Here is a 25791-nt window from a genome sequence, read left to right on the forward strand (position 1 = left end):
GCCAGTGCGGCAAGGTTAATGCTGGTTCTCATACGTTTCTTTCCAATCCGGGAATAGTATCACCGACGACCTGACTGCCCGCGTCCCGTCATCTTCGCCGCACCGCCGCTGGCAGACATTGCCTGCTCGGCTTCAAACCGCCGTCTGGCCGCCATCGACCGGGACGACCGAGCCAGTCATGTACGACGATGCATCGGACGCGAGGAACAGCATTACCTGTGCGATCTCCTCGGGCTTGCCGACGCGCCCGGCAGGAATGAGGCTGACGGTCTTGTTCACTGCCTCTGGATCCCGGGCGAGATGCTCCAGATAGATCGGGGTCTCTATCCCGCCCGGGCAGATGACGTTGGCGCGGACGCCCTTTCCTGCATATTCGGCGGCGATCACGCGGGTGGTGGCGATGATCGCGCCCTTGGTCGCCGAATAGACGGCGAGGCCTGGCATGCCCACAAGCGCCGTGGCGGACGAGATGTTGACGATGACGCCGCCGCCGTCCCGCACCAGATGCGGCAGCGCGTATTTCATGGAAAGCAACAGGCCCCGGATATTCACCGCGATGACCGCATCGAAATCCTCTTCATGCGCGTCTTCCAGCGATCCTTGCGGGCCGGTGATCCCGGCGACGTTGCACAGGATGTCCAGTTGCCCGAACTTCGTGATTGCCGCGTCGATCATCGCCTGGACATCGTCACTCTTGCTGACGTCCGCCCGGCAAGCCACCGCGCGCTCGCCAAGTTCGGCGGCGAGATCGGCCTCTTTTCCGCTGACATCCGCCAGCACGACGCGGGCTCCCTCCTTGTGAAAGAGCCTCGCCGCTGCCGCAGCGATACCGGAGCCTGCGCCGGTGATGAGGGCGACCTTGCCTTCCAGAATTCCATTCATTCGTTTTGTTCCTTTTCGATCACGCGTGAGGGTGCGGCATCACTGCGCCAGCGTTATCCCGTCGGTCCTGCCGTGCGTCCCCGGAGCCATTCAAACCGCGTACAGAAGCCGAGAAAGCTGGAGGATGAAGTCCCCGCCGGGATTGTGACCGGCTTCGAAGCGCTCGAGGTAAACCTTGGAGGCCAGGTCCGACCGCCTGCGCGAGCGGGCGAGGTCCGCCGATGCCAGCGCATCCGGCAGTTCGGCGAGGGTGACTTCGGTGCAATAGGACGGCGAGCCGGGTTGCTGCCGCCAAGATTCCGCGATCGGACCGGCATCATAGGCGTCGAAGCCGGTGTCCTCGACCAGCGCCATCGTCACGTCGCGGTCGCGCGGCCGATCGGCCGCGATCGGGGCCGCGATGCGATCCGGGTGGCCGGCCGGCCGGCCCTTTTCCGCCAGCGTGACCGAATAGATCGAGTTCCACGCCTTGGCGATTGGCCGGCCGAGTTGCGCTGTTACCCAGACGCTGTCGGCCATCCCGTCCTCGATCTCGGCGATCCTGTCGTCGCGCGCCGGGATATAGTTCGAGGTTTCGATCACGGCCGTTTCGGCGGGAAGGTCGGCGAGCAGCGGCGCGAGCGCGGGGATGCCGATGAAAGGGATCGAAAGGATCAGGACCTCGACGCCGATGACGGCCTCCTCCTTGGTGACCGCTTGGGCACCAGTGGACAGCGCATCGGCATCGACCGTATCCGGTCCGCGCGAATTGGCGACTTTGACCTGATGGCCGGCCGCGGCCAGCTTTCGGGCAATGGTTCTTCCGATGTGGCCGGAGCCAAGAATCCCGATTTTCATGTCTGTTCCTTTCCGTTCAAGATCAGCCGGAGGGAGGCGGTACGCGCGACCTCCGTGCGGCCCCGCAAGGTCAACGTGGAGCCGTGACCTCGCGGTTGCGGGCGACGATCTGTGCGTGGCTGAGCGGGGACTTCTCTTCCATGAAGCTCTTGATAAGCGCGTCGCGATCGACCGGCGCGCGCGCCTTGTCGGCGTCGGACAGCGCATCGTGAAGCTCGGGCAGCGTCAGTTCGGTGCAATAGGCCGGCGTGCCGGGCTGCTGACGCCAGGAGTCTGCGAGACCACCGGCATCCAGCGTGTCAAAGCCGGCCTCGTCGGCCAGTTCGCGCGCAATCGCCTTTGCCTGCGCGTCGTCGCCCGCGACGGGGATCGCGATCCGGCCCTTCGTGCCTGCCTTGGTGCCGCCATTGGCCAGCGTCTCGGCGAGCAGCGCGTTGAACGCCTTGACCACCGGCCGGCCCAGTTGCTCGCTCGACCAGACGCTTTCCGGCTTGCCGCCGTCGACCGCCGCGATGTTCCCGTCACGGAAGGGGTAATAGTTGCCGGTGTCGATTACGACCACGTCGGCCGGGATGTCCGCGAAAATGTCGGCGACCTTGGGGATCTCGGCAAACGGGATCGAGAGGATGACGACATCGACATCCTTGACCGCATCCTGTGCGGCGACCGGGACAGCGCCGATCTCTGCCGCCTTGTCGCGGATGTCGTTAGGTCCCTTCGCGCCAGCCAACTTCACCGCATGGCCGGCGGCCGCCAGCTTTCGTGCGATGGTGCCGCCGATATTTCCTGCGCCGATGATGCCGATCTTCATATCAAATTCCTTCAGTTGGTGTTTTGGTCGAGGTCAGCGCGCGACGCGCGGATCGATGCCGTATTGGACTGGAGCGCCCAGATGATCGCGCAGGGTGGCGCCGTCATAGTCGCGGTGAACAGCCCGCGGTCCTGGAGGATCGGCACCACGCCATCGACGAAGGCGTCTATTCCGTCCTCGTAGACATCCGGCGACACCCAGAAGCCATCGACTGCGCCCGCCTCGAACCATTGCTGCATGTGATCGGCGGCCTCCACCGACGGTCCGACAATGACAGGGTGGTAATCGATGACGCCGTGCGCGAGCACGTCGCGGAGTGACCAGCCTTCGCGGGCAATCTTCAAGGCATGGGGCGAGCGCGGGTCGGCAGCCGACGGTCGCGCCTTAGCCAGTTGTTCCGGCGACAGTGGGTCGTTGAGCCGTGCCAGGTCCAGTCGCACGCCCAGCATCTGCGCGAGATAGGCAGCGCGCTGGGGAAATATTCGCTCGCTCAAGCCGATCCGGCGATCAAGGCCCTTGCGCCGGTCGCTTGCGATCGTCGTCATCAGGCCGGCGAAGAACTTGATCTCGTCCGGGTTTCGCCCGGCCTGCTCGGCTGCGGCACGAAACGCGGCACGCTGCGCGCGCGCGTCATCGATCGTGAACGCCGCGCCGATGACGGCATTGGCGTAGCGTCCGGCGAAGGCGTGGGCGTTCGGACTGCCGCCGGCGTGGAAGACGACGGGCTGCCCCTGTTCCGATGGCGGGATATACAGCGGCCCGCGCGAGGCGACGTACTGGCCGCCCCTGTTGATAGGGGCGACCTGTTCGGGGTGCGCGAACCGGCCAGTGGCCTGATCATGCACCCAGGCATCCTTGCCCCAACTGCCCCAGAGCGCCTGGACCAGCTGCACCGTCTCATGCGCGCGTCCGTACCGATCCGCACTGGACGGCAACCGCACCCCATAATTCGCTGCGATATCCTCGCCGCTCGATGTGACGGCGTTCCATCCCGTCCGCCCATGGCTGAGGACGTCCAGCGCCTTGAATTGCCGCGCGAGGTTGAATGGTTCGTTGAACGTGGTCGATCCGGTGGCGACGAGGCCGATCCGCGTCGTTTCGCGAGCGATAGCGGCCAGGGTGACCATGACGTCGAGGTTGAAGTGGGGCGGCTCGTTCGCGATGTCACCGACATGAGTGGGACCATCCGGCAGAAACAGGAACTGGAGCTTTCCGCGTTCTGCAGCCCGAGCATGCCGCACCTTCGCATTGAAACTCGAATAGCTCATAGGATCGACCGACGATGCACGCCAGGCTCCGGGCAGGTTGCCGTATCCGTTACCCAGATGCATGCCGATGATCATCTGCTTGGTCATTTCGCCCTCGTTGGCTCGCCATTGCAGACTATTAAATCGGCAACGACAAGCTATATGGAGATACTCTCCACTCCTATCCTCAGATACGGAGAGTGTCTCCGATGTTCAAGGGCCGAAATAGCTAATGTCTGAAATGCCTTCTCCGCTACCGCCCCGAAGGGATGCGCAGCTCAATCGCGCTCACATTCTTGCGGTGGCGCGGCATGCGTTTGATAACGACGGTGTCGATGTCTCGATGGACGCCATCGCCAAGCTGGCGGGCGTCGGAGCAGGCACGCTCTACCGCAACTTCCCGAACAAGGATGCGCTGTTAGCTGCGCTGTTGGTTCTTCACTATGAGGGGCTGGATCGGCGTCGCGTGGAGATTGAGGCCAACGAGGAGAGCGCAAGCCGCATTCTCGAACTCTGGATTGAAGCTCTTGGGGATTGGATGCTGGCGTATGAAGGCCTGCCCGAGCCATTGCGAGCAGCATGTCGGGTAGAACTCCCCGCTCACACCGACCTGCGATGCCGTCATCGCGACCACTGGCAGAATTTTGCAAGCTGCACAGGACGAAGGGTTCGCACAGAGAACCGTGACAGGGCGCGACATCTTCCTGGCAGCGCTGGCCGTAGCCTGGGCAAGCGGTGGTGCGGCTGCAAGCAACGACACTCGGAGGGTGCTCCGTGAGCTTTTGAAAAGCGGATGGCTGACACAAGCGCGCATATAAGCGGCAATTGTGAACTGGCTGGGTGTGGCCGCCGAGGTGGCGGGGCGCCAATGATCAGCTCATGAACGAGACGATGCGCCGCGAGAAATACCGTGCGAGCTCCGAGCACAGCCGGCACCGGCAAAAGCCATCTTGCCACCGCGTTGGGGGTCGAAGCGGTGAAGGCCGGCAAGAGCGTATACTTCTTGCCACTGGCTGATCTGATCGGATCGCTCGCCAAAGCCGAACGTGAGGGCACGCTGCGTGAACGGATTCGCTTCTACTGCCGGCCGGCTTTGCTGATCATTGACGAAATCAGCTATCTTCCGTGGTGCCCGATGGCGGCAACCTCTTCTTCCAGCTCGTCAACGCCCGATACGAAAAAAGCGCAATGATCCTCACTTCCAACCGGGGCTTTGCAGAATGGGGGAAATTTTCGGGAGCCCCGTGGTGGCGACGGCGCTCCTGGACCGGCTGCTTCACCACGCGATTGTCGTCCAGATCGTCGGCTCCAGCTATCGCTTACGGCAGCACGCCGACCTCTTGCCCGCCCCTGCTAGCTCATTTGCAGCCGAACCCAAGCGGCGCGGCAGACCGCTAAAGAATGGAGGTGCCGCCTACGAAACTGCCGTCCCGTAAAACCGCAAAGTGGAGAATTTTACGGCGCCACTTCTGGGAAATATTCCAGTGACGTTGACGCCGGGGCGACGTGGTAGGCGATTTCCTCGAGGTGCATGGTCTTCGCCTCGCTGTTACAGCAGGGCATGACGATCCCGGCGGCTTTACCCTCGGCCGGACAGATCGCACCGAAAAGCCATGCGGAGGCGCGCCGCTGATCTTTCGGTGCTGATGGGCGGGTACCGCGCCAAGCCACACGCCGGGTGAGCTTGGTCTGTTGGCTGACAGGGGTCGTCCTTACATGAAGGTTCGATTGTCAAGGCTATGGCGGCATGTCGTTCATCCTGTTGATGCGATACATTCATTGTTCTGCAAGCGAGTTGGGGCGGCACTGTGCGGCAGCCTTGGCTGTGTAACCTTACATGCGGTCGGGTCCGATCTGGAACCCGTAACCATAATGCCTCATGCACGAGGCAAGGCCCCGATCGAACACGACCAACCTGCCACGCGGCAGTCTGGTGTAACCATTGACGAAGACGGTCGTGCTCCTCGCGTCGCCGCGGTTTCCCTGCGGCGATTTCTATGCGGCTCTGAGCGTGCTGCCGACCGGGATTTCTCCGGTCTCGGTGAAGCGCCAGAGCGCGATCAACAACTTGCGCGCCATCGCGACGATCGCGATCCGGCGCGTTCGACCCTGCAGCTTACCGACGCGCTGGCGGAACCAAGCGGAGAGTTCGCTCTCAGGCTGATAACGCAGCCAGAGCCATGCCAACTGCACGAGTGTTTTTCGCGCTCGTGCATTGCCAGCGCGGCCGATGCGCCGGTCTCGATCCATGTCGCCACTCTGATGGGGCATGGGAGCCAAGCCGACATAGCTCGCGAGCTGTTTTCGATTGCCGAATGGACGGTAAAATACTTTACGGGCGAGAACCGCGGCAAAATTGTCGCCGACGCCGTAGATGCTCCGCAATGCGGTAATTTTGGAATTTACTGGATCATTTGGAGCGGTGGCAAGGACTTCATCCCGTTCCGCGTCCAGCTCACGGATCAGGTCGAGGACAAGCCCAAGTCGCCGACGCAACCGGTTGATCTCGGCGGCCAGGCGGGGCGGAAGCTTGCGGCCGTCGCCGGTTTCGAGCGCCGCGAGATCTCGCTCCCAGTTTCGCAATGAGGGGCGTGAACGGATACCTTGGGTCGCGAAAAGCGCCAGCATCCGGTTTTATAGTCGGGTCCGGTCCTGCACAAGATGCTCGCGCTCGCGATGGATGCGTTTGCCGTCCTCCTCATCAGGCGTGGGCACCTGGACCATGCTGCAGATTTGATTATCGCCAGCCAGATAAGCGCCGAGCACACGCAAGAGCCCTTCGGCATCGAGGCGATCGGTCTTCGCCCGCTTCGCTCGTCGGTTCACAAGAATGCTGGTCGGCTCGACAACGTAGGTCGCAATGCCATGCTCAGTCGGCAGTCGATGGATCCAGAACCCATCTCGTCCAGCTTCAAAGCAGCAGGCAACTGGCGCAGTATCTTCGGATGCCCGCTGCTTCGGCCGAAGCCCTTCGAAAAGCGCCAGCAGCGCGGCGGTGTCGCCCGCGCTGATCTGATGCATGCGGCTTTTCTGAGCGCCGGCCGATCGCGTGCCGACGAGCCATACTGAATTGCTCAACTCAAGCGCGACAAGTGTGGTATTGCTTTGGAACGACATGATGCGGCTCCCTGGATTGAGGACGCCGCTATAGTGAACCTTCCTTCACTCGGTGTCCGTGCTCATAGCATCTGCCACCACAACTCTACCGCCGTTCCTCCCGGAAGCCGCCAGCGAATTAAGCCATGCGCCGCCGGTATAGGCCCGGCCTCGACGATTGCCGCGAACCGGCGACGCTGTTCGTCGTTCAGGATCGCTGTACGCTCCGCCGCGTTGCGCGTCGCCAGACCATCGGGGCCGCGTTCGTTGAACCGTAGAATGCAGCCGCGTACGGTCCGCAGCTTGACGCCGGCTACCTTCGCAGCATCACTCCGGCGGCCGTCATTCAAGATCTACGCGACTGCTAATAGACGCCGGACCTGATCGAAATCCTCACCAAGTCGCGCACACTTGCGCGAATCCGCTGGTGTGTAGTCAGTTCAAGCCCCAACCGCAGCCGCTATCGCAAGCCTCCATCTGCCTGCAACATCGAATCAGAGTTACAGCAAATCGGGAAGCCCCGACGTGAGTCAGCCTCGGCGCCCTGTGGTATTTACAGCGGGTCACACAATTTCAAATCATTATTAGTTTTCCTCGTTGCGCAGCAAAATTGTGTCGGATATATTGGTTGCCGAAGCGTCCCAAAAAAGGATGCCGGAGGGGAAGTGAAGGGGAAAGCGTCATGGGGGAGCGGAATTAACGACGAAAACGTCGGCGATAGATTAGAATATGGTGAGCCCCCGACCCGCGCCATTTGCTGGGGAGGCAGATCCGGCCTGTCGTTGACGCGATAAAGGGTAAAGTTAGGGATGGTATGCTCGCGATGCGAAAACGTCGCTAAGAGCCTGTCATGCACGCCTATCCGACGCACGTCGCTTATGCGAGCGTCAATAAAAGGCGAACTCAGATAACAGTGCTGCAATACTACATGCTGTTGAGTCGTCTTTATATTTAACGTAATAGGCGGATATACTATAACAATGTAAAACGGGAGAGTGGGATGACCTATAGTGTTGCAATGTATTCGCGTGTGGTGGCCACATCATCGCTTCTTGCGCTTTGCCTGGCTTCGGAAGCTGCCGCCGCTCAGCCGTCTCCCGTTCCTGCCGGCCCGGAGCAGGCTAGCGCCGCCGGGCTCGAAGAGATTGTGGTGACTGCTCAAAAGCGGGCACAAAGCGCCCAAGATGTCCCGGCGACCATCGCTGCGTTTTCCGAGGAAACCTTGGAGACGAGGCAAATTCGCGGATTAGCGGATCTGATAACACAGGTGCCGTCTCTGCAGGTCGGTAGTACCTTTGGTAGTAACACAATTACTCTGAGAGGCATCAGCACTAATATCACAAGCGGGTTTGAGGATCCATCAATCGCTGTGCATGTGAACGGTGTCTATCAGGCTCGTGCGCGCAGCCTAAGCCTCGCCCTCATGGATCTGGAGCGCGTCGAGGTTCTTTCTGGTCCGCAAGGTACGCTTTACGGGCGCAACGCCACCGGCGGAGTGATCAATTACATTCTGCGCCGTCCGACGAAAGACACGGAAGCAGAAATTACGGCTCGTGTGGGCAATTATGAGAGCTATGCGCTGCAGGGCAGTATTTCCGGCCCGATCAACGATGTGGTGGGCTTCCGCATAGCAGGGTTGTGGGACAACCGGGACGAAGGTTTCGTAAAAAACTTACAGCCGGGTGCTTCAAAATCGAGTTTCGGCGAGAACAAGGTGGCAGGAATCAGGGGGTATTAGCTTTTGAGCCGAGCGACAATCTGACCATCGATGTTGAGGGATCATTTTCCCGGACACGCGGTTCATTCGTGGATACTGCCCTCAACCCATCGACTGATGTCTTTTTCGGGCCGTTGCTAGTTCCTCAATCGTTTCGTCCGCGTACTGTCTACAGTGATGTGGACGCTAAGAACGATTCCAAGCAATATGCCGCGAGCACGACGGTGACGTGGGAAATTAGCAACGCCATTCAGCTTAAATCCATTTCGGCTTATCAAAAATACGATAGTGATATGGTGCTCGAGGGTGATTTTAGCGCATTTCCTGCTCTGGAGGTCCCTGTTCGATACAGAGCGCGGACCTACACACAGGAAATCAATTTGAATGTCACAAGTGTCGGCGGGCGATTGAAGTCGGTGTTCGGTATTTTCTATTTCAACGACAGGGTCTCGCAGTCCACTCAAATAATCAGCGGTGCGTTCACCCCCGATCAGTCTCTTGTAAGTATCTACCGAGCCGACAACGACCAAGACGCACGCTCGTTGGCCTTCTTCACCGACAATGTATTTAGCGTCACCGGCAGCCTGCGCCTGATCGCAGGGCTTCGATACAATATCGATAAAAAGAATGTCTCGCAGACGATTTTGCCAACCTGCAACGATCTTAGGGCGAAGCGCAAAGACACAGCTTGGACGCCGCGGGTTGGAATTCAGTATGACGTTACTGACTCGGTGATGGCCTATGCCACCTATCAGAAGGGGTTCAAAGCCGGCGGCTTTGCCTCGGGCGCGTGCGGCAACGCCTACGATCCCGAGCACGTTGAAGGTGGCGAGGCGGGTCTCAAGACCACATTCGCAGACAACCAAATTCGCCTAAACATCGCAGCGTTCTGGTACGACTATACGAATTTGCAGGTGCAAAGGACGCTGGCTGAAACAATTGGGGGGTTTGCGGTCCAGAACGCTGCTGAATCCCGCATCAAAGGCGTTGAAGGCAACCTAAACGCCCGGATAACAAATCATCTAAGCTTAGATGTTTCAGCGATGATGCAAAGTGGCAAATACACGGATTATAGTAATTGCGATCAACATGCGATCATTGGTGCTTGCACCGCAACGGATCCGCGCCCCGTATCCTCGCAATTGGAGCAACTTAGGGGCAATTGGCTTAACCGCGCTGCACCATACAGTATAAATGTCGGTTTGCAATACGAAGTGCCAGTATCAGGTGGTAACTTGCTGATGCGGGGGAATCCTACTGGAGCGGCAAGCTTCGCTATGACGAGTTCGACACTCCTGCTCTCACTCAGCGCGCATACAATTTCCAGAATGCCTTCGTGACATTCACACCTGATCACGAACGCTATGTGGTGCGTGCCTTCGCGAAGAACATCCGCAACGTCAACACGAAGGCTAGCGGCTTGTATTCAGCTTTCCTCGGTCAAGATCAGGCGGTTTGGAATTTACCCCGTACCTATGGTGCTGAGTTTACCTACCGCTTTTGATGCAGCCAAAGCCAGCATTGGTGTAATGTCCCGAAAACGGGAAACCGATGAGTCGGATGACAGACGAAAGACAGATCGCTCCGTGTGACCAATTCGACTGGACTCCATGCACGCTGCCGCAGCTTAGGCTGCGGCAGCGCCCCATTTGCTGCCGTCTTGCCTGATACGCCTATCACCAAGGCGCACGATGAGTACTCGAGCGGTCGTAAGGGTGGCGCGCCGCTGCCATCACGAAGTGCACACGGCGTCTATGAAATGCGATCTACTCTGTGACGCTTGAGCAGATCGGATGGTTCACGGACCACCCGGATCGCATCGCGATTCTGATTGGCGCTGGTCGCGCTCGGTAACCGCTGCCCCGACCCCACGTATTCTGGTTGGTTTTTGAGGGGTAGATCTGCGCGAGACGTTGAGGAGCTCGAGCAGTGGTTGACGAAATTGATGCGGTGCCAAACGTTGGTTTGACGTGTGCGTCGCACAGTGCAAGTTCGCGTTTGACTGTTAGTTTGGAGCCAGTCCGGCGTCGGCACGAGCGATGGCCGGATGATGAGCGCGATCGTATTCTTGCGGAAAGCTTCACTTCCGGAAAAACGGTAGCGCAGGTTTCGCGGGATAACGGCGTCGGCCTTGGCCTGCTGCATTATTGGCGCCGGCAGGCGCGAGCGGCGGGGACCGTTGAAGAACTACGGCTTGTGCCAGTGACGGTGGTTGGCGAGGAGCACGCGCAAATGCCGGCCGTCCCGGCATCCCCGCCCAGCATGGAATTGGTGGTGCGCGATGTGACAGTTCGTATTTGCGGCGCCGTCGAGGCGGAGCACTTGCGCACCGTTCTGGCGGCGATCCGGGAATGATCCCGATCGATGGAAGCGTGCGGATCTATGTGGCGACGCAGCCCATCGACTTCAGGGCCGGGATCAACCGGCTGATGGGACTGGTGACACATGTTCTGGGCCATGATGCCTGTGCCGGTGATGTGTTTGTCTTCCGCAACAAGGCGGCTGACAAGGTCAAGTTGGTCCGTCATGATGGATCCGGCGCGGTTATGGCGACAAAATGGCTCGACCGTGGGAGGTTCCACTGGCCCCCATTGCAAGGAGGGACGCTTGCCCTGACGGGGGCGCAATGTGTGGCACTTCTATCGGGCCTGGACTGGCGCAGGCTGCCGTTCCAGGAGGAAAGGCGCCCTAAGGTTTTTGGCTGAAATCTGCGGTTTTGAGTGGCGGCACAAGGGTGGTGTGGTATAATCCCGCCATGCCCTCGCGAGCCGATGACCTTCCCGAAGATCTCGAACAGATGGCCGCCCTTGTGCGGGAACTCCGGGCTGAAAACGCTCAACTGCGCTCGCTCCTCAAAGGCATGGCCCAACAAGCATTCGGCAATCGATCGGAACGCGCCAGCGTCATTCTGGGAGATCAGGGGCAACTGGATCTGGGCGATCTTGTGAGCACGCCGACGGTCGCGGCCAATGATGATGAAGCGTCAGAAGACAAGCCTGTGATCAAGCGCCCGCGCGCGAAGCGCGGCATAATGGCGCTGCCCGCCCATCTTGAGCGGGTAGAGCAGGTGATCGATCCGCAGACATTGGATTGCCCTTGCTGCGCAGGCAGGCTCCACAAAATCGGAGAGGATGCCAGTGAGGCCCTCGACTGGGTTCCGGCCATCGTACGCGTCATTCGTACCGTTCGCCCTCGCTATGCCTGCCGCAATTGCCGTGAGGGGGTTATTCAGGCACCAGCGCCCCGGCGTGCGATCCCGGGCTCGATGGTCACCACCTCGACGCTGGCCTGGATGGCCACAGCGCGATTTGCATGGTCAATCCCTCTCAACCGACAGCTTCAGATGCTGGCCGGACAAGGCGCCATCCTCGATCGCGCCCTACCAAGCCGCTGGATGCGCAAGATCGCATGGTGGCTGAGATCTCTGTATGAATTGCAACTCGCGTACATCCACGCGCAATCGCGGATTTTTTGTGACGAGACGCGGATGCCGGTCCTTGAGAAAGGAAGAAAACGAACCCGGATCACGCAGTTCTGGGCACATGCCTGCGATGATGGTCCCTGGTCAGGCCCGGCGCGACCGGCGGTGGCATACATTCACGCGCGCGGCCGCGGGCATGCCGAAGCGCGCCAGCAGCTAGCCGGCTATCGGGGGATCCTCCAAGTCGACGGCTATGGCGCCTACAAGGCGCTGGTCCGCAAGGGGGCGGAAGGGGTCGTGCTGGTCTTTTGCCTTGCCCATGTCCGTCGCAAGTTCGTGGACGCCTACCGTAAATCCCCGTCGCCGGTGGCCGCCGCGATCATCGGCCTGATCGGCGAGGTCTACGCGATCGAGGCCCGGGTGCGCGCCGGCAATGCCGCACATCGGTTAGCGGCCCGCCAGGCGGAAACCTGTAAGGTGATGGCTACGATCAAAACGCAGATCGACGACATGCTGCCCAGGCTGTCACCCAAATCCGATCTGGCAAAGGCGATGCGCTACACCCTCAACCACTGGAAGGGCCTGACGCTATTCTTGGAAGACGGGCGTGTCGAGGTCGATACCAACACCGTCGAGCGTGGGATGAGAAATGTTGCCCAGGGCAGAAAGTCGAGCCTTTTTGCGGGGAGCGAGGAAGGAGCCCGGACCTGGGCGGTGCTTGCCTCGCTTCTCCAGACTGCTCGCCTCAATGGCCTCGATCCCTACACCTGGCTCAACGATGTGCTTGAACGGATCGTGAATGAAGAGGTAATGATCAACGATCTGCACAGCCTGTTGGCATGGAACTGGCGCCCTGCGACTGATCGGCTAGAAGCGCTGGCAGCATGAGCTTCAAACGTCAAACCGCATCCGGCAGAACGCTCTCATTAGAGCAGCTCGAAATCTGGCTCGATACGCTTGATCCGCTGGTCGCCGGTGTCTCCTCGATCGATGGCTTCCTCGCGGCGTTGGCTGCCGGCCCGTCCATCATCAATCCGGACATATGGCTCAAGAGCATCCTGCGCGAACACGTCCAAAGCGCCCGATCGGCGCCCGCACGCCGAACGATCCTCAAGCGCTACAACCAGATCTGCATCGAGCTTGCCGAGTGCCCTGAGGTCTATGCGCCGATCTATATGCGGACCGAGGACGGCGAGGTCCTGCTGGAAGACTTCGCCAATGGCTTCTTCACTGCAATGCATCTGGACATGGACGCATGGAAGCCCTTCGTGTCTGACCGAGAGTTCGGCTTGTCGCTTGCAGCTATCCTTGGCCAAAGCACGATCATCGACGGCACATCATGGATCGACCAACTCCAGGATCCCCTCGCAAATCAGGCTCTTGCAGATACCTGGCGGATGATCCCCCAGATCATCTCCTTCATCCATGACCAGTGTGCCTTTGCAAGAACCCTGACCGTACACTGAAGCCTCTCCACATCCCACGTGGGCTCGAAGCAGCGGTTACCGCGCTCGCGAGCGCGACGTGACAATGACATCGGTCGAGGAGATGGGCGTCGGCGACAATTGTGCTCGGCAGATCGCGTGATCGCAGGCGTTCGGTGAAGGCCCTTCGGCCCTTCAGGTTTGGACTTTGCTTACGGCTGGTCAGGCGGCTTGGGTGTCGGGTTTAAGGTTGGCCTGACGCGCTTCCCAATTCCAGATCTGGACGGCTGTAAGCGCGCATTTCGTAGCACGTTGCTTCCGGAGGCAGTGCAGCCATCATAGTTGACGCTGGACGAGACAGGCCACCGCAACGACGTCGGCGGGTCAGGCGTGTCTTTCGAAGTTGAATGGCAGCAGGTCGTCGATATCGGCGTCGTGAGGTCGCTGGGGCAGTTCAGTGAGGACATGGCGTAGCCATGTGACCTGCCCCCGGCGGTCCCTCGCTCATAACGAGAGTCTTGCGGTTGAATATTCCGGCACGCTCGCCTGCACAAGCGCGTCGGGCGTGATGCTATCGTCCTGCACGAACGTCCGACGCGCTTGTGCAGGCGTTCGATTTCCCAACGATGAGTGGGGCCGAACATGGTTATAGTCGTAGCGCCAGATGGCCAGCTTCCGACGGGCGTCAGCCAGGCTGTTAAACAGTTCCTCGTTGAGCAGCTCATCGCGCAATGAGCCGTTGAAGCTCTCGATGAAGCCATTCTGCTGGGGTTTTCCGGGGTCGATGTAATGCCACTCGACCTTGTTCTTGCTAGCCCACTGCAGGATCGCCCGGCTCGTAAATTCAGTGCCATTATCACTGACAATGCAAGCAGGTTTCCCATGCAGGCGAACCAGCGCGTCCAGTTCGCGCGCCACCCGAACCCCCGAGATGCTGGTGTCCGCGGCCAAGCACAGGTTCTCCCGGCAGCAATCATCGTTGATCGCCAGAATCCTGAACTTGCGCGACGCGCCAAACGTATCGGAGACAAAGTCCATCGACCAGCGGTCACCAGGGCGAAGTGCTCCCGGCACCGGTGTCCGACTGCCCCGGGCGCGCTTACGGCCGCGACGTCGGCGCACCGACAAGCCTTCTTCCCGATATAGCCGGTAGAGCTTCTTGTGGTTCATGCTCATGCCCTTGCGCTCCAGCATGACCCCGATCCGGCGATAGCCGAACCGACGGCGCTGGCCTGCGATCTCCCGCATGGCTTCGCGAATGGCTTCGTGGTCCGGCGGGCGTTCGCGCCGGACCGTCTTGGGATCGACGCCAATCAGCACGCAGGCCCGGCGCTGTGAGACCTGGTAGTCCCGCATTACACCGAGCGCCACGTCGCGCCGCTGGCCCGGCGTCGTCAGCCTTTTCCCAGCAGGTCTTTCAGGATCGCGTTGTCCAGCATGCTGTCGGCCAGGAGCCGCTTCAGCTTGCCGTTCTCGTCCTCCAATTGCCGCAACCGATGGGTATCGGAAACCTCCATGCCGCCATACTTCGCCTTCAGCTTGTAAAAGGTCGCCGTGCTCAGGCCGTGCTTCCGGCAAACCTCGACCGTTGGAAGCCCTGCCTCCTGTTCCTTGATCATCCCGATGATCTGCGCCTCGGTGAAACGGCTCTTCCTCATGCGTCTGCTCCTTCTCGTGAGCAGACTCTACATCAGAATGAGGGACCTTTCGGGGGCAGGTCATCTACGTTCGGCAGTCCACCCCGGGCCAGGTCCAGAACAACCTGGAGAGCCAGCGGCGTCAATATGAACTTGTCGATGTTGCGCGCCGCTGGGGATTCCGTGATGTCGAAGTGATCGACGATGACCTCGGCCGTACCGCCAGTGGCGCTGTCGACCGCCCTGGTTTCGAACGACTGGTGAGCGGCCTGTGCACAGGTATGGTCGGCGCAGTGCTGTGCCTGGACGCATCGCGCCTTTCCCGTAATGGTCGAGACTGGCATCACCTCCTGGAACTATGCGGCCTGGTGGAAGCGCGCGTGATCGATCTCGATGGCGTTTACGATCCTTGTCGACCGAATGATCGCTTGTTGTTGGGCATGAAGGGCAGCATCAGCGAGTTTGAGCTCGGCATTTTGCGAACGCGCATGCTCGACGCGGCGCGCGCCAAAGCACGACGGGGGGAACTGCGCCTCAGTGTTCCGATCGGCTATATCTGGCACCGTGATTATGGTCTGGGGCTTGATCCTGATCTCCGGGTGCAGGAGGCGATCCGCCTTATCTTTTCGCGCTTCCGCGAGCTTGGTAGCGCCCGCCAGGTGCTGATTTCGCTCACCGCGGACAATTTCCATTTCCCCGTCCTTCTGACGGGCGCAAAAGAGTGTCCTTCGATTGGGTGCCGCTTCGCTATCGGAGCGTCATTTCGATCCTGAAGAACCCGTTCTACGCTGGGGCATACGCCTATGGCAAAAGTGAGAAGCGGACAGAGATTGTCGATGGCAGGGCTCGCAAAAGCTACGGCCACGGCAAGCCTTTTGGAACGTGGGAAGTGCTGCTCCAGGATCATCATGAAGGCTACATTGATTGGGGCGAGTTTGAGAGGAACCAGAGCCTTATTGCCGTCAATACCTTTGCAAAGAAGGGCGGCATCAAATCGGGTCGTGGCGGCCAGGCTTTGCTTGCTGGTCTGCTCACCTGTGGCCGATGTGGAAGGCGGTTGTCTGTTTCCTATAGAGGGCGGCCAAGCCATCCCTATTATCAATGCAAAAGTATCAACCAAATGCTGGCCAAACCCCGATGCATGACTTTTGGCGCGTCTCGGATCGACCCTGCTATTGGCAAAGAAATATTGAGCGCCGTAACGCCAATGGCAATCGAGGCCGCAATGGAAGCTGACCGGGTGCATCGGGATAATCTGGAAGAGCGACATCGCATGATGGAGCTGGACTTGCAGCAAGCGCGATACGAGGCGTCTCTTGCTGAACGCCGCTATGCCGCTTGCGACCCTGACAACCGCCTGATCGCTGCTCAACTTGAGAAGAGTTGGGAATCCGCGCTCAGGCGCGTGGAAACTTGTGAAGCTGCTTTGACGCAGGCAAGACAAATCGACGCTGGCATCCCAATCCCCGATTTTGCCGGCATTGCCACTGACTTGGAGGCTGCTTGGAGCGCACCAAACGTCGATACGCGGTGTCGCCAGCAACTCCTGCGCACTCTCGTGACTGATATCGTTGCCGATGTTGACGAAGAGCAACGTGAAGTCATTTTGACGATCCACTGGAAAGGTGGTCAACACTCTCAGCTGCGTATTCGCAAACCGAACCCTGGCGAACATGGCCAGAAAACGCCGGAGGCTGCCCTCGCTGTAATGCGGTCCATGGCCACCCGATGGTCCGACGCCGACATTGCCGCTACTCTGAACCGGATGGGAATGCAGACCGGACAAGGAAAAACGTGGACCGCACGCCGTGTCGGTGCACTGCGCACGGTCCATAAAATCCACGGATACCGATCTGCTGAGAAGAATGGGGAGTGGCTTACGCTGACCGAAGCCGCCAAAAAGCTCGGAGTTACGGCCCATCGCGTCCGTCGACTGATCAAGGAGGGCGTGCTGCCTACCGAACAAGTTGTACCGGATGCGCCGCACCAAATCCGAGCCGCAGACCTGGAAAAGGACGAGGTGACCCAGTTTCCGCGTTACAGAGGCCCGTGTCGCATCAAAATGGAAAACCAAAAGTCCCTGTTTCCGGACGTTTGAAGAGGAGGTGCATAATGAACCAGTCGTTGCAAAAACCCTGATGTCGCGTTCGAGAAGGTTGTTGTCGATCGGCATCCTGCCCTCTTCGACGTAGCGCGTCAGGTATTCCCACTGGTTGAGGGTGTAGGAGACCGCATCGCCAAGCTTGGTGTCGGGCACAACCTTGGGTGCGATGTCATCGAGCCACGCCTTGAGTACATCCAGGACCGGGACGCTATGTTTCTGGCGGAAGCGGCGCATGTAGCTGGCCTGCGTTTCCCCCTCATCGGGTATTTCGTCGCGCGCCTGCCTTTCGATCCGGATATCGATCTCGATGCCATACTGGGATGAGCGGGTCGAGGAGATGGCTGCCAATTATCCAGACGTCCGCTGGGACAAGTATCATATCGACATCCTGGCTGCCCATTTCGTCCTCAACCCGCACCTGTTCGACGTCGTGGTGGCCTCCAACCTATTCGGCGATATCCTTTCCGATCTCGGTCCAGCGTGTACTGGCACGATCGGCATTGCTCCCTCCGCCAACATAAACCCGGATCGGCGTTTCCCATCTCTATTTGAACCGGTTCACGGCTCGGCGCCGGACATAGCCGGGCAGGGCGTTGCGAATCCCATAGGCCAAATTTGGTCGGCGGCGATGATGCTCGACCATCTGGGAGAAAAAGATGGCGCTGACTCGATCGTGGAAGCGATCGAACACACGCTGGCCGACCCTGATTTGCGCACCCCGGACCTTGCGGGCACAGCACAGACTTGCAAGACGGGAGAGGGGTAGCGGCCGCGTTGGGGCAATATGCTACAGGCCCTGATCCGGGTATCGCTGATAGTAACTGACCATCTCCGCGATCCCGGCTTTGACCGAGTAGACCGGCCGAAACCCAAGTTCGTCGATCGCCCTCATGCCCTTTACATTGGGCGGGAAGGCAGAACCGAAAGCCGGTGTCGGGTCCATCTCGATCGCCGCATCGGGTACCACCTCCCGGATAAGGGATACGAACTCGAGTTCGGTGAAAGGCTTCTCCGTGGGAGTATTGAACAGCCAATGCTTTGTTTCGGACGCAAGCGTCGCATCGACACACAATTTCGCCTGGTCTTTATTGTAAATGATCTGCAAGCCGGTCCGCGCCCAGGCCGGGAAGACGGAAGGGCGGCCTACTGCAGCATTATATATAATCCTATTGTAAGTCGCTCCCCAGCTTCCCGTAAGCTTTCCCAGTCCAAACGCAAAGGCAGGCCTGACACATGTTACACTTAACCCTTTCTCTCTATATATAGGTGTTAGAAGCTCACAGTAATATTTGCTGGCTCCGTATGTCGTCGTCGGAGCGACGCGATACGTCTCATCGACCAATTGCCCGTCATAGTCTGGCATCGTGCCGATTGCTCCTATCGAGCTGGTCCAGCAAACATTCTGCAAACCATGCTCGATTGCCAGATCGAAGATGTTGGCGGTGCCCTTGCAGTTTATGTCCAAGGCCAGAATCGGTTGGGATACGGATTCAGGGCCGAGATATGCCGCCAAATGCAAAATGTGCGTTATGCGCTCTCTGCGGATCAGAACCGATAGCTTCTCGCGGTCGAGAATGTCTCCCTCCACCAGATCAACATTCTCAAAAAGATCGAATGGGAGGACTCGATCAATCCGGCGGTCGTAAATAACGACATGGCAGCCTCGCCGGACGAGTTCTGCCGCTGCGTACATGCCAATGTTTCCAGTTCCGCCCGTTACCAAAACCCTCGTCACGTGCTATCTCCTGTGGGCGGGCGGGGCGGCATTTGCGTGCGGCCCGAGGCGAACTCCCCCTCTGGTGCGCGCGCTGGTTCAGATCCAGATCCTGGCCGTCTTCGCATTATTCGCGCCCCCGGCCACCAACTATGCGGTCGACCCGACCCGCATAGCTCGGCTAACACTTGTTAGGAGACGCTAATTCGATGGCGCGCTTGCCGCTGAAGGAAACCCAAGTGCCCCCTCGTCGCCGAGGGCAAGTAGGGCATCGCGGGCTATTCAGTTACATCGGCAGCTCGTGCATCAATCGCCTCGTTTGGCCATGACAACTAGGCTGCGGTGAGACCTCCGTCGACGACCATCGTGGTCCCGGTGACGAAGCTGGCTTCATCCGATAACAGCCAGCGGACTGCATAGGCGATCTCGTCAGGTTCGGCGAAACGCCCCATAGGATTTGCGGCCATCATCATTTCCTCCAGGCCCTCAAATGCATCGATTTGGCCCTGCATCATGGGGGTCCGGGTGGCGCCCGGGAGGACCGCGTTTACCCGGATGCCACGCTTGGCATAGTCGAGCGCTGCCGCTCGAGTGGCAGAAATAATTCCGCCCTTTGCCGCGCAGTAGTCGGCGCCGCCGGGGAAAGCAGCAATGCCGGCGGTCGAAGCGATATTCACAATGGAGCCGTTTCCGGTATCGAGCATTGCTGGGACCTGTGCCCGGGTAGCAAAGAAGACGCTGCGAAGGTTCAGCGCATACACGCTTTCCCAAAACTCCGGATCGATCTCATGCATTGGCCTGCCCTGAAACGGCTTTCCTGCCGCGTTGCAAGAACCATCCAGCTTGCCAAAAGCTTTGACCGCTGCGGCGACAGCCTCATGGTGCTGAGCTTCGTCCGAAACATCCAGCCGAATGAACTGAGCACGCCCGCCGTTGTCGACGATTTCCCTTGTTACTTTCTCGCCGTTTTCAACATTTACATCGCTCACGGTAATTGCTGCGCCGGCCTCTCCGCAGCGCAACGCGACGGCGCGCCCAATACCGCTGGCACCCCCGGTGACCAATATCGACCGTCCTGCGAGAATTTGCGCCATTTCTGTCTTCCTTTCTAAGCGACCCACCATAGTTGATGCAAGATCTGCCCAACGTCTCCTTGGCGGGAAAATTAAGTGCCGGCCAGCGCCACGATCATGCCGTATCTCTGGCAATTTATCGCGGCGGGCGCGCATCCCCATCGAAGGTGACGCGCTCGCTCATTTCTAGTTGTTAGTTTAGCCATAATGCGACCGTAATCTGGGCCGGGGGCGGCGGCCTGCGCGATTAGCATGACCAGTGCGAGCCGACCGCCCGAGTGCCAACGATCGTCGCGCCCATCAGTTAAATTGGGCAAATGACCGAGTTTGGATCGACCAGTATCGGTGAGTTTTCAGATCTAAAATCGATATTCGATGCGTACGCCATAGGTACGAGGCCGGGCCGCATAGTAGTAAAGTCCATAAGGCTGTGTCGTTTGCCTGAAGACTGGGTACTTTTTATCCGTGATATTATTGACGAAGAATCCAAGGCGCAAGTCCGTGTCCGGCGGGCTCACATATCCCGATGCATTAAGGAGGAACAGACCGTTGTCCTCGTCATACCCCAGCGGTCCGCCGGCGCCCGGCTGATAGTTGATTGATGACCTGTAGGTAGCAATCCCGGAAAGCGACGCCTTCCATGATGCAAGCCGAAAATCGTAATTTGCGTTGAACGAACCAGACCATTCGGGCGTTTCGGGAGGTGCAGTGCCAGTGATGTCTAGGACGCACGCAATCAAACCGCCAGTCAAGGGATCGACGCAGTTCAGCAAAGCATTGCGGTACGGCTTGTAGCGCGCATGCTGCCAAGCTGCGGAAACCCCAAGATTGAGCCCATCAAACGGAACGATCTGGCCCTCGAACTCGACGCCATAGTTCTCCATAGCGCCAGCGTTCGAGGTGATAGTGCCGCCCGCGTCCAGATCCAGCGATTGGGTCTGTTGGTTTTTGTTCTTCGCATAAAAAGCCGCGAGATTGAGCTGAACGGTGTTACCGAACAAAGACTGTTTTAGGCCAACTTCGTGGCTGAAGATCTTTTCGGGTTCCAGCGGGTCAGCCGGGCTCGTTATCGGCCCTGGGAAGCCGCCTGCCTTGAAGCCTCGTGTGAAACTGTAATAGGCATTCGTGGACCCGTTTGTCCAAGCCAGAACGAAGCGAGGCGTGAATGCTCGCTGCGAAGTTTTCAATCCGAAGGAGACGCCACCTGGAATCCCGGTGATGGCCTGATTTAGATACGCCACCGCTGTGCGATTTTCATACGTATACCGCCCACCGATCGTGACCTTCAAATCGGGTGTGAGATCATAGTACCCTTCCAGGAAGGCGGCATAGGAGTTTGTCGTGGCTGTGTTATCGAAGCCCGGCGCGGTTTCGGGGTTGAAGTCGTTGCCGAAAGCTGTGCCGAGGAAGACCGGGTTGAAGTAGCCCTTGTCATGGAGGTAGCTTAAGCCAAACAAGTAATTGAATCGGCCTTCGAGCTTCGATGTCAGCTGCAAGTCTTGCGTATATGAAGTTCCTCCAGATTCGGGAACCGCGAATTCCTGGATTTTTAGCGATGTCAAATCCGAGTCGCCGGCGCTGTCTTCCGTTCGCGATTGACGATAGGTCGTGACGCTAGATACGTCGAAGGCGTCCGCATCGAACGTCATTCTCAACGTAGCGCCATAAAACTCGGTTCTTGTCGGGCGTGTTTGCGTATCGCCTTGAGTTTCATAGTAACCGTGGGTAGGCGCCACGGCAGACGGGTCAATCGTGCATGCAAGGCAAGTCGCGTCATTTTTTGCCAGGGCAGTGGCGGCCGGAATACTGTTGCGGTTGTTGTAGTATTCGCCGCCCAGGATAATATCTGCGCCTTCAGGTTGCCAGCGCAATTTTGCCCGAACGCTATACGTGCGGCTGCCCGCAGCATCCCGGCCGGTATCGATATTGCGGATATAGCCGTCATCGTGCTTGTAGCCTGCGGTCGCCCGCAGAGCGAGATCATCCCCAAGCGGTATGTTGACCATCCCCTCAAGCTTGCGGTGGTCGATATTTCCGTATTCCCCCTGACACGACCTTCGAAGTCAGCGGTCGGATCAGCGCTATTGACCAGAACTACGCCGCCGGTCGCGTTACGGCCGTACAGCGTTCCCTGCGGGCCGCGTAGAACCTGAATGCTGCCGATGTCGAAGTTGTCGAGGATTTCGCTAACTGCGATCGTGCGTGTCAGATACGCGCCGTCCTCATATACGGCCACTGGCGATTCTATTCCGACCGAGACGTAATCCGTCCCAATACCGCGGATGTGGGGCGAAAAGAAGCCCGATTTGACACTGAAATTTGCGCCAGGCGTGATAGATGCAATATCGGTAATATTGCTCAAGCCCAGGGCTTGAACCTTGTCGGCATTCACGGCAGTAACCGCGATTGGCGTCCGCTGCAGAGTCTCGCTGCGGCGCGACGCCGTCACAATGATGTCACCAACCTGAGCGCCGCTCGTGGAGGTTGGGGTGTCCACGGCGTTATCCGCTGCTTCCTGTGCATGCGCGCCTGTACTGGCCGCCATTAATGCTATCACGGCAACGGACGTCGAATAGATCGTCTTCATTTTTTCTCCCGCCCAAACTGAATACGCGCCTAGTTTGGTTATAAATACTATATAAAATGAGGTATTATTTATGAAGCTTGTAGAATAAGCTTCTGCTGCATTAATCAAATTGCCTGTTCTTTTGCACAGCGCCTAACGAGGAATCCCGTGGGCCGTACCGAATGAATTCCGACGGCATGGCAAATTGCTCGGGCCTATCGGCTCTCGCAACGCCGGATCAAATTCTAACGCAGCGCTTAATATTATTGATTGGCGAGGGTCGTCTGATTTGTCAAGAGGATCGATGGGATCTGATGGACGGTAGGTCAATGAACCAGCGTTTATCCATGTTTGTGGCCTTCCGGCCACGGGAGAACAGCTAGAGCACCGGTTTTACGAACCTTACTAATTCTAATTGTACTCCCATTTTATCGTGTTTGGTTACAGTGCGGCATCCTCGTGAACGGCAAGCGAATTTCATGTGCCTAATCGCGACTCCCTGGCTTGCGAATCGCCCCGCTCGAGATGGGTCGATCGTCCGTTACCGGTGGAAGTTTGACTCGCATTTTGCAGTTGGCACGCCGCCGGGATTGATCGGATTTCAAGCAGCCGGTGCCGATCAGTCGCGCGTGCAGTACATGATAGGTTTCGAGTGAACGTCGCGGCGTCGCTTGTCCGTAATTGTGTTAAGGAGACAAAATTGGCCGATTTGTGAGGTGGATTTTGTGTCAGGTCAGGAACGCACGCTGTCCTGAAGCGATGCAAACAGGTTCGGCAGCGCTGACCCGACCCGGCGCGTCGCGTGCCCGACGATCTGCTGCAGACCGGTGGGAAATTGCCCAGGCAACTGCGACAGGAAATCGCTGGTCGCGGCGGCGCCATTGTCCTTCGGCCGGTCAGATCGACGGCCAGCGTCTTCTGATATTCGCTCGCCGACACGCTCACGGCCGGCCGGCGTAGCGAGCGGGTCGCGCTCGCCGGCAACCCGGTGCCGCGGACGGCGTGATCCTCCCCGCTCAGGCCCGGCGAACCATCGTGGATGCGGGCCAGTGCCGCATCGAAGGTGAGTGTGGCGGGTAGCGGAGCTTTCTGTGTTTCACCAGCCTCAGGAATGCCTGCGCGGCGATCAGCAAAGCGACGGAACGTCCAGTCCACCTCATGCCGCACGCTGCGAAGGATAGGCAGACGGGGAAGAAAATACCTGCTCGAGCGAGCATTCCTCGGCCCGCAGGAAAGTCTTGGAATGAGCCGACAGGTTCGCCTGATCGACATCGGCTGTTGAAGCGTCCCGGGTTTTCCGGAGGCAGTATGGTTTGGGTCAGGCAACCATATCGAGGGTCTCTATGGCTGCATAGTAGTTTGCCTCGGCCTCGGCAGGAGGAATGTAGCCGATGGGGCCGAAGAGGCGATGGTGGTTGAACCAGTGGACCCAGCGCAGGGTGGCCATTTCGACGGCTGATGCGCTCGGCCAAGAGCGCTGGCGCCAGATCACCTCGGCCTTGTAGAGCCCGTTGATCGTCTCGGCCAATGCGTTGTCATATGAATCGCCGACGCTGCCGACAGAGGGGACGAGGTTGGCCTCGGCAAGGCGCTGGGTATAGGCCAATGGCAAGATATTGAACGCCCCTGTCGCTGTGATGGACCAAGCCATCATCAGGCCCGGGCCTGCGTGCCTGGATTGCCTGCTCCAGAGCGTCCAGCACGAAGCCGGCGGTGGCACTGCTGCTAACCTTCCAGCCCACGATGCGTCGGGCATAGGCGTCGATCACGAAGGCCACGTAGACGAAACCAGCCCACGTGTGGACGTAGGTGAAATAGACCACCCACAAGGCGTTGGGCCGGGCGACGCGAAACTCCCGGTTGACCTTGTCGAGCGGGCATGGCGCTTTGGGATTGCTCACCGTCGTGATCGTCCTCTTTCCGCGACGAACGCCTGCCAGGCCCATGACGCGCATCAAGCGCTCCACGGTGCATTTGGCAACCGCAATGCCCTCGCGTCGCAATTGGTGCCAGACTTTGCGTGAGCCATAGACACCGTAGTTGGCATCGTGGACGCGCTTGATCTGCTCACGCATCGCCTCGTCGCTGCGAGCACGCGCCGGACGCCTGCCGGGATCGGCAAGGCGCGAGGCGTGTTCATGATAGGAGGACGGGGCAATTGCCAGTTCTCGGCAGATTGGCTCGATACCCAGGTCCTCGCGATGAGCGTCGATGAACGACATCATCATTTGCCGTGGCGGTCCGGCCGATCGAGATCGCTCGACAAGTTGCGTACGCTCGTCGGCAAACCGCCCATACCAATCGTCCGCGCGGCAGGAATCAGCTTTGCGGTGCTGAAACCGCGAATGAACCGATCGCGACACCTTTTGCGTCCGCGTTCGAGCATCCTCCCACCGGTCCCCTTATGGGACCAAGCACGAGGCTAGCCCCGATTTATGGAAAGCGACTGCTCTGGGCATGCCAGGCTTTCACATGTATAGCGCGCGGTTCAACCGCACGAGAAACTCGGCGCCGGGATTGATCCCTCGCTCACCCATTCTTTCGGCGACAGCTACCATGGCGAGGTCTCGACGCTTGGACAAGCGCTCGCGCTCGGCCGCTTGCATGGCCAACGGCATCTCCGTGAGACTGAGGTCGGTGCAGTACGCAGGAGCTCCCGGCTGCTGGCGCCACGATTCCGCGAGCGATCCAGTGTCAAACGCATCGAATCCGCTGTCGTCAACCAAAGCCAGGGTGACCTTGCGATCATGGTCGCGATCGGCAGCAACGGGGATGGCGATGCGACCGGCTTGTCCCTTGGCGGCTCCAAGCCTTGCAAACGAGTCAGACCCGATAGCATTCCACGCCTTGGCGATCGGTCGGCCAAGCTGCTCGGCGACCCATTGGCTCTCCACCTGACCAGCTTCGACAGGTCCAATCTTGCCGTCGCGCATGGGATAGTAGTTCGATGTGTCGATAAGGACCACGTCATCGGGAATCTTGGAGATCAGAGGTTTCAGATCAGGGATACGTTCGAACGGTACCGAAACGATGAGTACTTCGACGTCTTCGACAGCCTCTTTGGCGGACACGGCACGCCCGCCATTGGCGAGGACTTGGGGGCTGATCGTCTCGGGACCCCGAGAATTGGCTACTTTCACATGATGTCCGGCTTTGCTCAAGTTCTGCACGAGCGTCTTGCCGATATGACCGGTTCCGAGAATGCCAACTTTCATATCTTTTGTCCTTCGTAAGTCTCGCCGGCTTCAGCCAGGTTGAGCAA

The 25791-nt window shown here is 59.1% G+C and carries 17 protein-coding genes and 9 pseudogenes; 11 read left to right on the top strand and 15 right to left on the bottom strand.

Translation table 11 applies throughout. The features are described from left to right. Positions 1–132: 132 nt before the first annotated feature. The 4 genes and pseudogenes from KZO24_RS28550 to KZO24_RS28565 form a co-directional block, all read right to left on the bottom strand. A complete protein-coding gene (locus KZO24_RS28550) occupies positions 133–882 on the bottom strand; it encodes an SDR family NAD(P)-dependent oxidoreductase (RefSeq protein ID WP_486488399.1) in 750 nt (249 codons plus the stop codon). A 90-nt stretch (positions 883–972) separates the two neighbouring features. Further along, entirely contained in the window at positions 973–1719 is a 747-nt protein-coding gene (locus KZO24_RS28555; RefSeq protein WP_486488400.1) for an NADPH-dependent F420 reductase, read from the bottom strand. Positions 1720–1789: 70 nt separating this feature from the next. Next, positions 1790–2530 carry an NADPH-dependent F420 reductase gene (locus KZO24_RS28560; RefSeq protein ID WP_486488401.1) on the bottom strand — a complete coding sequence of 247 codons (741 nt, stop codon included), beginning with the start codon at positions 2528–2530 and terminating at the stop codon, positions 1790–1792. Between the two features lie 33 nt (positions 2531–2563). Then, a pseudogene (locus KZO24_RS28565) lies at positions 2564–3885 on the bottom strand (NtaA/DmoA family FMN-dependent monooxygenase). Positions 3886–4009: 124 nt separating this feature from the next. Between KZO24_RS28565 and KZO24_RS28570 the strand changes: the two are divergent. After that, positions 4010–4555: a TetR/AcrR family transcriptional regulator gene (locus KZO24_RS28570; RefSeq protein ID WP_486488402.1), complete on the top strand. Its 546-nt coding sequence runs from the start codon at positions 4010–4012 to the stop codon at positions 4553–4555. A 153-nt stretch (positions 4556–4708) separates the two neighbouring features. Further along, a pseudogene (locus KZO24_RS28575) lies at positions 4709–5213 on the top strand (ATP-binding protein); the annotation flags it as partial. A gap of 55 nt (positions 5214–5268) precedes the next feature. Here KZO24_RS28575 and KZO24_RS28580 read toward each other — a convergent pair. The 3 genes and pseudogenes from KZO24_RS28580 to KZO24_RS28590 form a co-directional block, all read right to left on the bottom strand. Beyond that, a pseudogene (locus KZO24_RS28580) lies at positions 5269–5454 on the bottom strand (IS630 family transposase); the annotation flags it as partial. 318 nt (positions 5455–5772) lie between these two features. Beyond that, positions 5773–6894 (bottom strand): annotated as a pseudogene (locus tag KZO24_RS28585) (IS110 family RNA-guided transposase). Positions 6895–6956: 62 nt separating this feature from the next. Continuing rightward, positions 6957–7223 (bottom strand): helix-turn-helix domain-containing protein, encoded by a 267-nt coding sequence (locus KZO24_RS28590; RefSeq protein WP_486488403.1) that lies wholly within the window; start codon positions 7221–7223, stop codon positions 6957–6959. Positions 7224–7873: 650 nt separating this feature from the next. Between KZO24_RS28590 and KZO24_RS28595 the strand changes: the two genes are divergently transcribed. The 7 genes from KZO24_RS28595 (at position 7874) to KZO24_RS28625 (ending at position 13477) form a co-directional block, all read left to right on the top strand. After that, entirely contained in the window at positions 7874–8611 is a 738-nt protein-coding gene (locus tag KZO24_RS28595) for a TonB-dependent receptor (RefSeq protein ID WP_486488404.1), read from the top strand. Positions 8612–8679: 68 nt separating this feature from the next. Continuing rightward, the gene (locus KZO24_RS28600; RefSeq protein WP_486488405.1) at positions 8680–9930 is read left to right on the top strand and encodes a TonB-dependent receptor; all 1251 of its coding nucleotides are present in this window, start codon (positions 8680–8682) and stop codon (positions 9928–9930) included. Next, positions 9927–10094, top strand: a complete 168-nt coding sequence (locus KZO24_RS28605; protein ID WP_486488406.1) for a hypothetical protein — start codon at positions 9927–9929, stop codon at positions 10092–10094. The genes KZO24_RS28600 and KZO24_RS28605 overlap by 4 nt, the downstream gene beginning before the upstream one ends. 425 nt (positions 10095–10519) lie before the next feature. Continuing rightward, positions 10520–10945, top strand: coding sequence for a transposase (locus tag KZO24_RS28610; protein WP_081799271.1), 426 nt, complete (start codon positions 10520–10522; stop codon positions 10943–10945). Next, positions 10942–11295 (top strand): IS66 family insertion sequence element accessory protein TnpB, encoded by a 354-nt coding sequence (gene tnpB, locus KZO24_RS28615; RefSeq protein ID WP_036531136.1) that lies wholly within the window; start codon positions 10942–10944, stop codon positions 11293–11295. The genes KZO24_RS28610 and tnpB overlap by 4 nt, the downstream gene beginning before the upstream one ends. Before the next feature lie 50 nt (positions 11296–11345). Next, on the top strand, positions 11346–12899 hold the full coding sequence (gene tnpC / locus KZO24_RS28620) for an IS66 family transposase (RefSeq protein ID WP_486486530.1): 1554 nt from the start codon (positions 11346–11348) through the stop codon (positions 12897–12899). Next, the gene (locus KZO24_RS28625; RefSeq protein WP_486486531.1) at positions 12896–13477 is read left to right on the top strand and encodes a UPF0149 family protein; all 582 of its coding nucleotides are present in this window, start codon (positions 12896–12898) and stop codon (positions 13475–13477) included. Before tnpC ends, KZO24_RS28625 begins: the two co-directional genes overlap by 4 nt. A gap of 462 nt (positions 13478–13939) precedes the next feature. Here KZO24_RS28625 and KZO24_RS28630 read toward each other — a convergent pair. Next, positions 13940–15093, bottom strand: a protein-coding gene (locus tag KZO24_RS28630; protein WP_486488407.1) for an IS3 family transposase whose coding sequence is annotated in 2 segments (ribosomal slippage) — positions 13940–14835 and positions 14835–15093 — 1155 coding nt in all. Because the reading frame shifts where the segments join, the coding sequence is not laid out codon by codon here. Positions 15094–15155: 62 nt separating this feature from the next. Between KZO24_RS28630 and KZO24_RS28635 the strand changes: the two are divergent. Beyond that, positions 15156–17170: pseudogene (locus tag KZO24_RS28635) on the top strand (recombinase family protein). A 24-nt stretch (positions 17171–17194) separates the two neighbouring features. Here KZO24_RS28635 and KZO24_RS28640 read toward each other — a convergent pair. Beyond that, a pseudogene (locus KZO24_RS28640) lies at positions 17195–17470 on the bottom strand (IS66 family transposase); the annotation flags it as partial. Between the two features lies 1 nt (position 17471). Between KZO24_RS28640 and KZO24_RS28645 the strand changes: the two are divergent. Beyond that, positions 17472–17942: pseudogene (locus tag KZO24_RS28645) on the top strand (isocitrate/isopropylmalate family dehydrogenase); the annotation flags it as partial. Positions 17943–17963: 21 nt separating this feature from the next. Here KZO24_RS28645 and KZO24_RS28650 read toward each other — a convergent pair. From KZO24_RS28650 to KZO24_RS28675, 6 genes and pseudogenes are all read right to left on the bottom strand, one after another. Continuing rightward, positions 17964–18869, bottom strand: a complete 906-nt coding sequence (locus KZO24_RS28650) for an NAD-dependent epimerase/dehydratase family protein (protein WP_486488408.1) — start codon at positions 18867–18869, stop codon at positions 17964–17966. A gap of 353 nt (positions 18870–19222) precedes the next feature. After that, positions 19223–19984: an SDR family NAD(P)-dependent oxidoreductase gene (locus KZO24_RS28655; RefSeq protein WP_486487777.1), complete on the bottom strand. Its 762-nt coding sequence runs from the start codon at positions 19982–19984 to the stop codon at positions 19223–19225. Positions 19985–20322: 338 nt separating this feature from the next. After that, entirely contained in the window at positions 20323–21969 is a 1647-nt protein-coding gene (locus KZO24_RS28660; protein ID WP_486487778.1) for a TonB-dependent receptor, read from the bottom strand. 149 nt (positions 21970–22118) lie between these two features. Beyond that, positions 22119–22550 (bottom strand): annotated as a pseudogene (locus KZO24_RS28665) (TonB-dependent receptor plug domain-containing protein); the annotation flags it as partial. A 1297-nt stretch (positions 22551–23847) separates the two neighbouring features. Continuing rightward, positions 23848–24787, bottom strand: a pseudogene (locus KZO24_RS28670) (IS3 family transposase); the annotation flags it as partial. A 210-nt stretch (positions 24788–24997) separates the two neighbouring features. Continuing rightward, entirely contained in the window at positions 24998–25744 is a 747-nt protein-coding gene (locus KZO24_RS28675) for an NADPH-dependent F420 reductase (RefSeq protein WP_486487779.1), read from the bottom strand. Positions 25745–25791 lie beyond the last annotated feature (47 nt).

The organism is Novosphingobium sp. NFX11 (genome assembly GCF_057376415.1).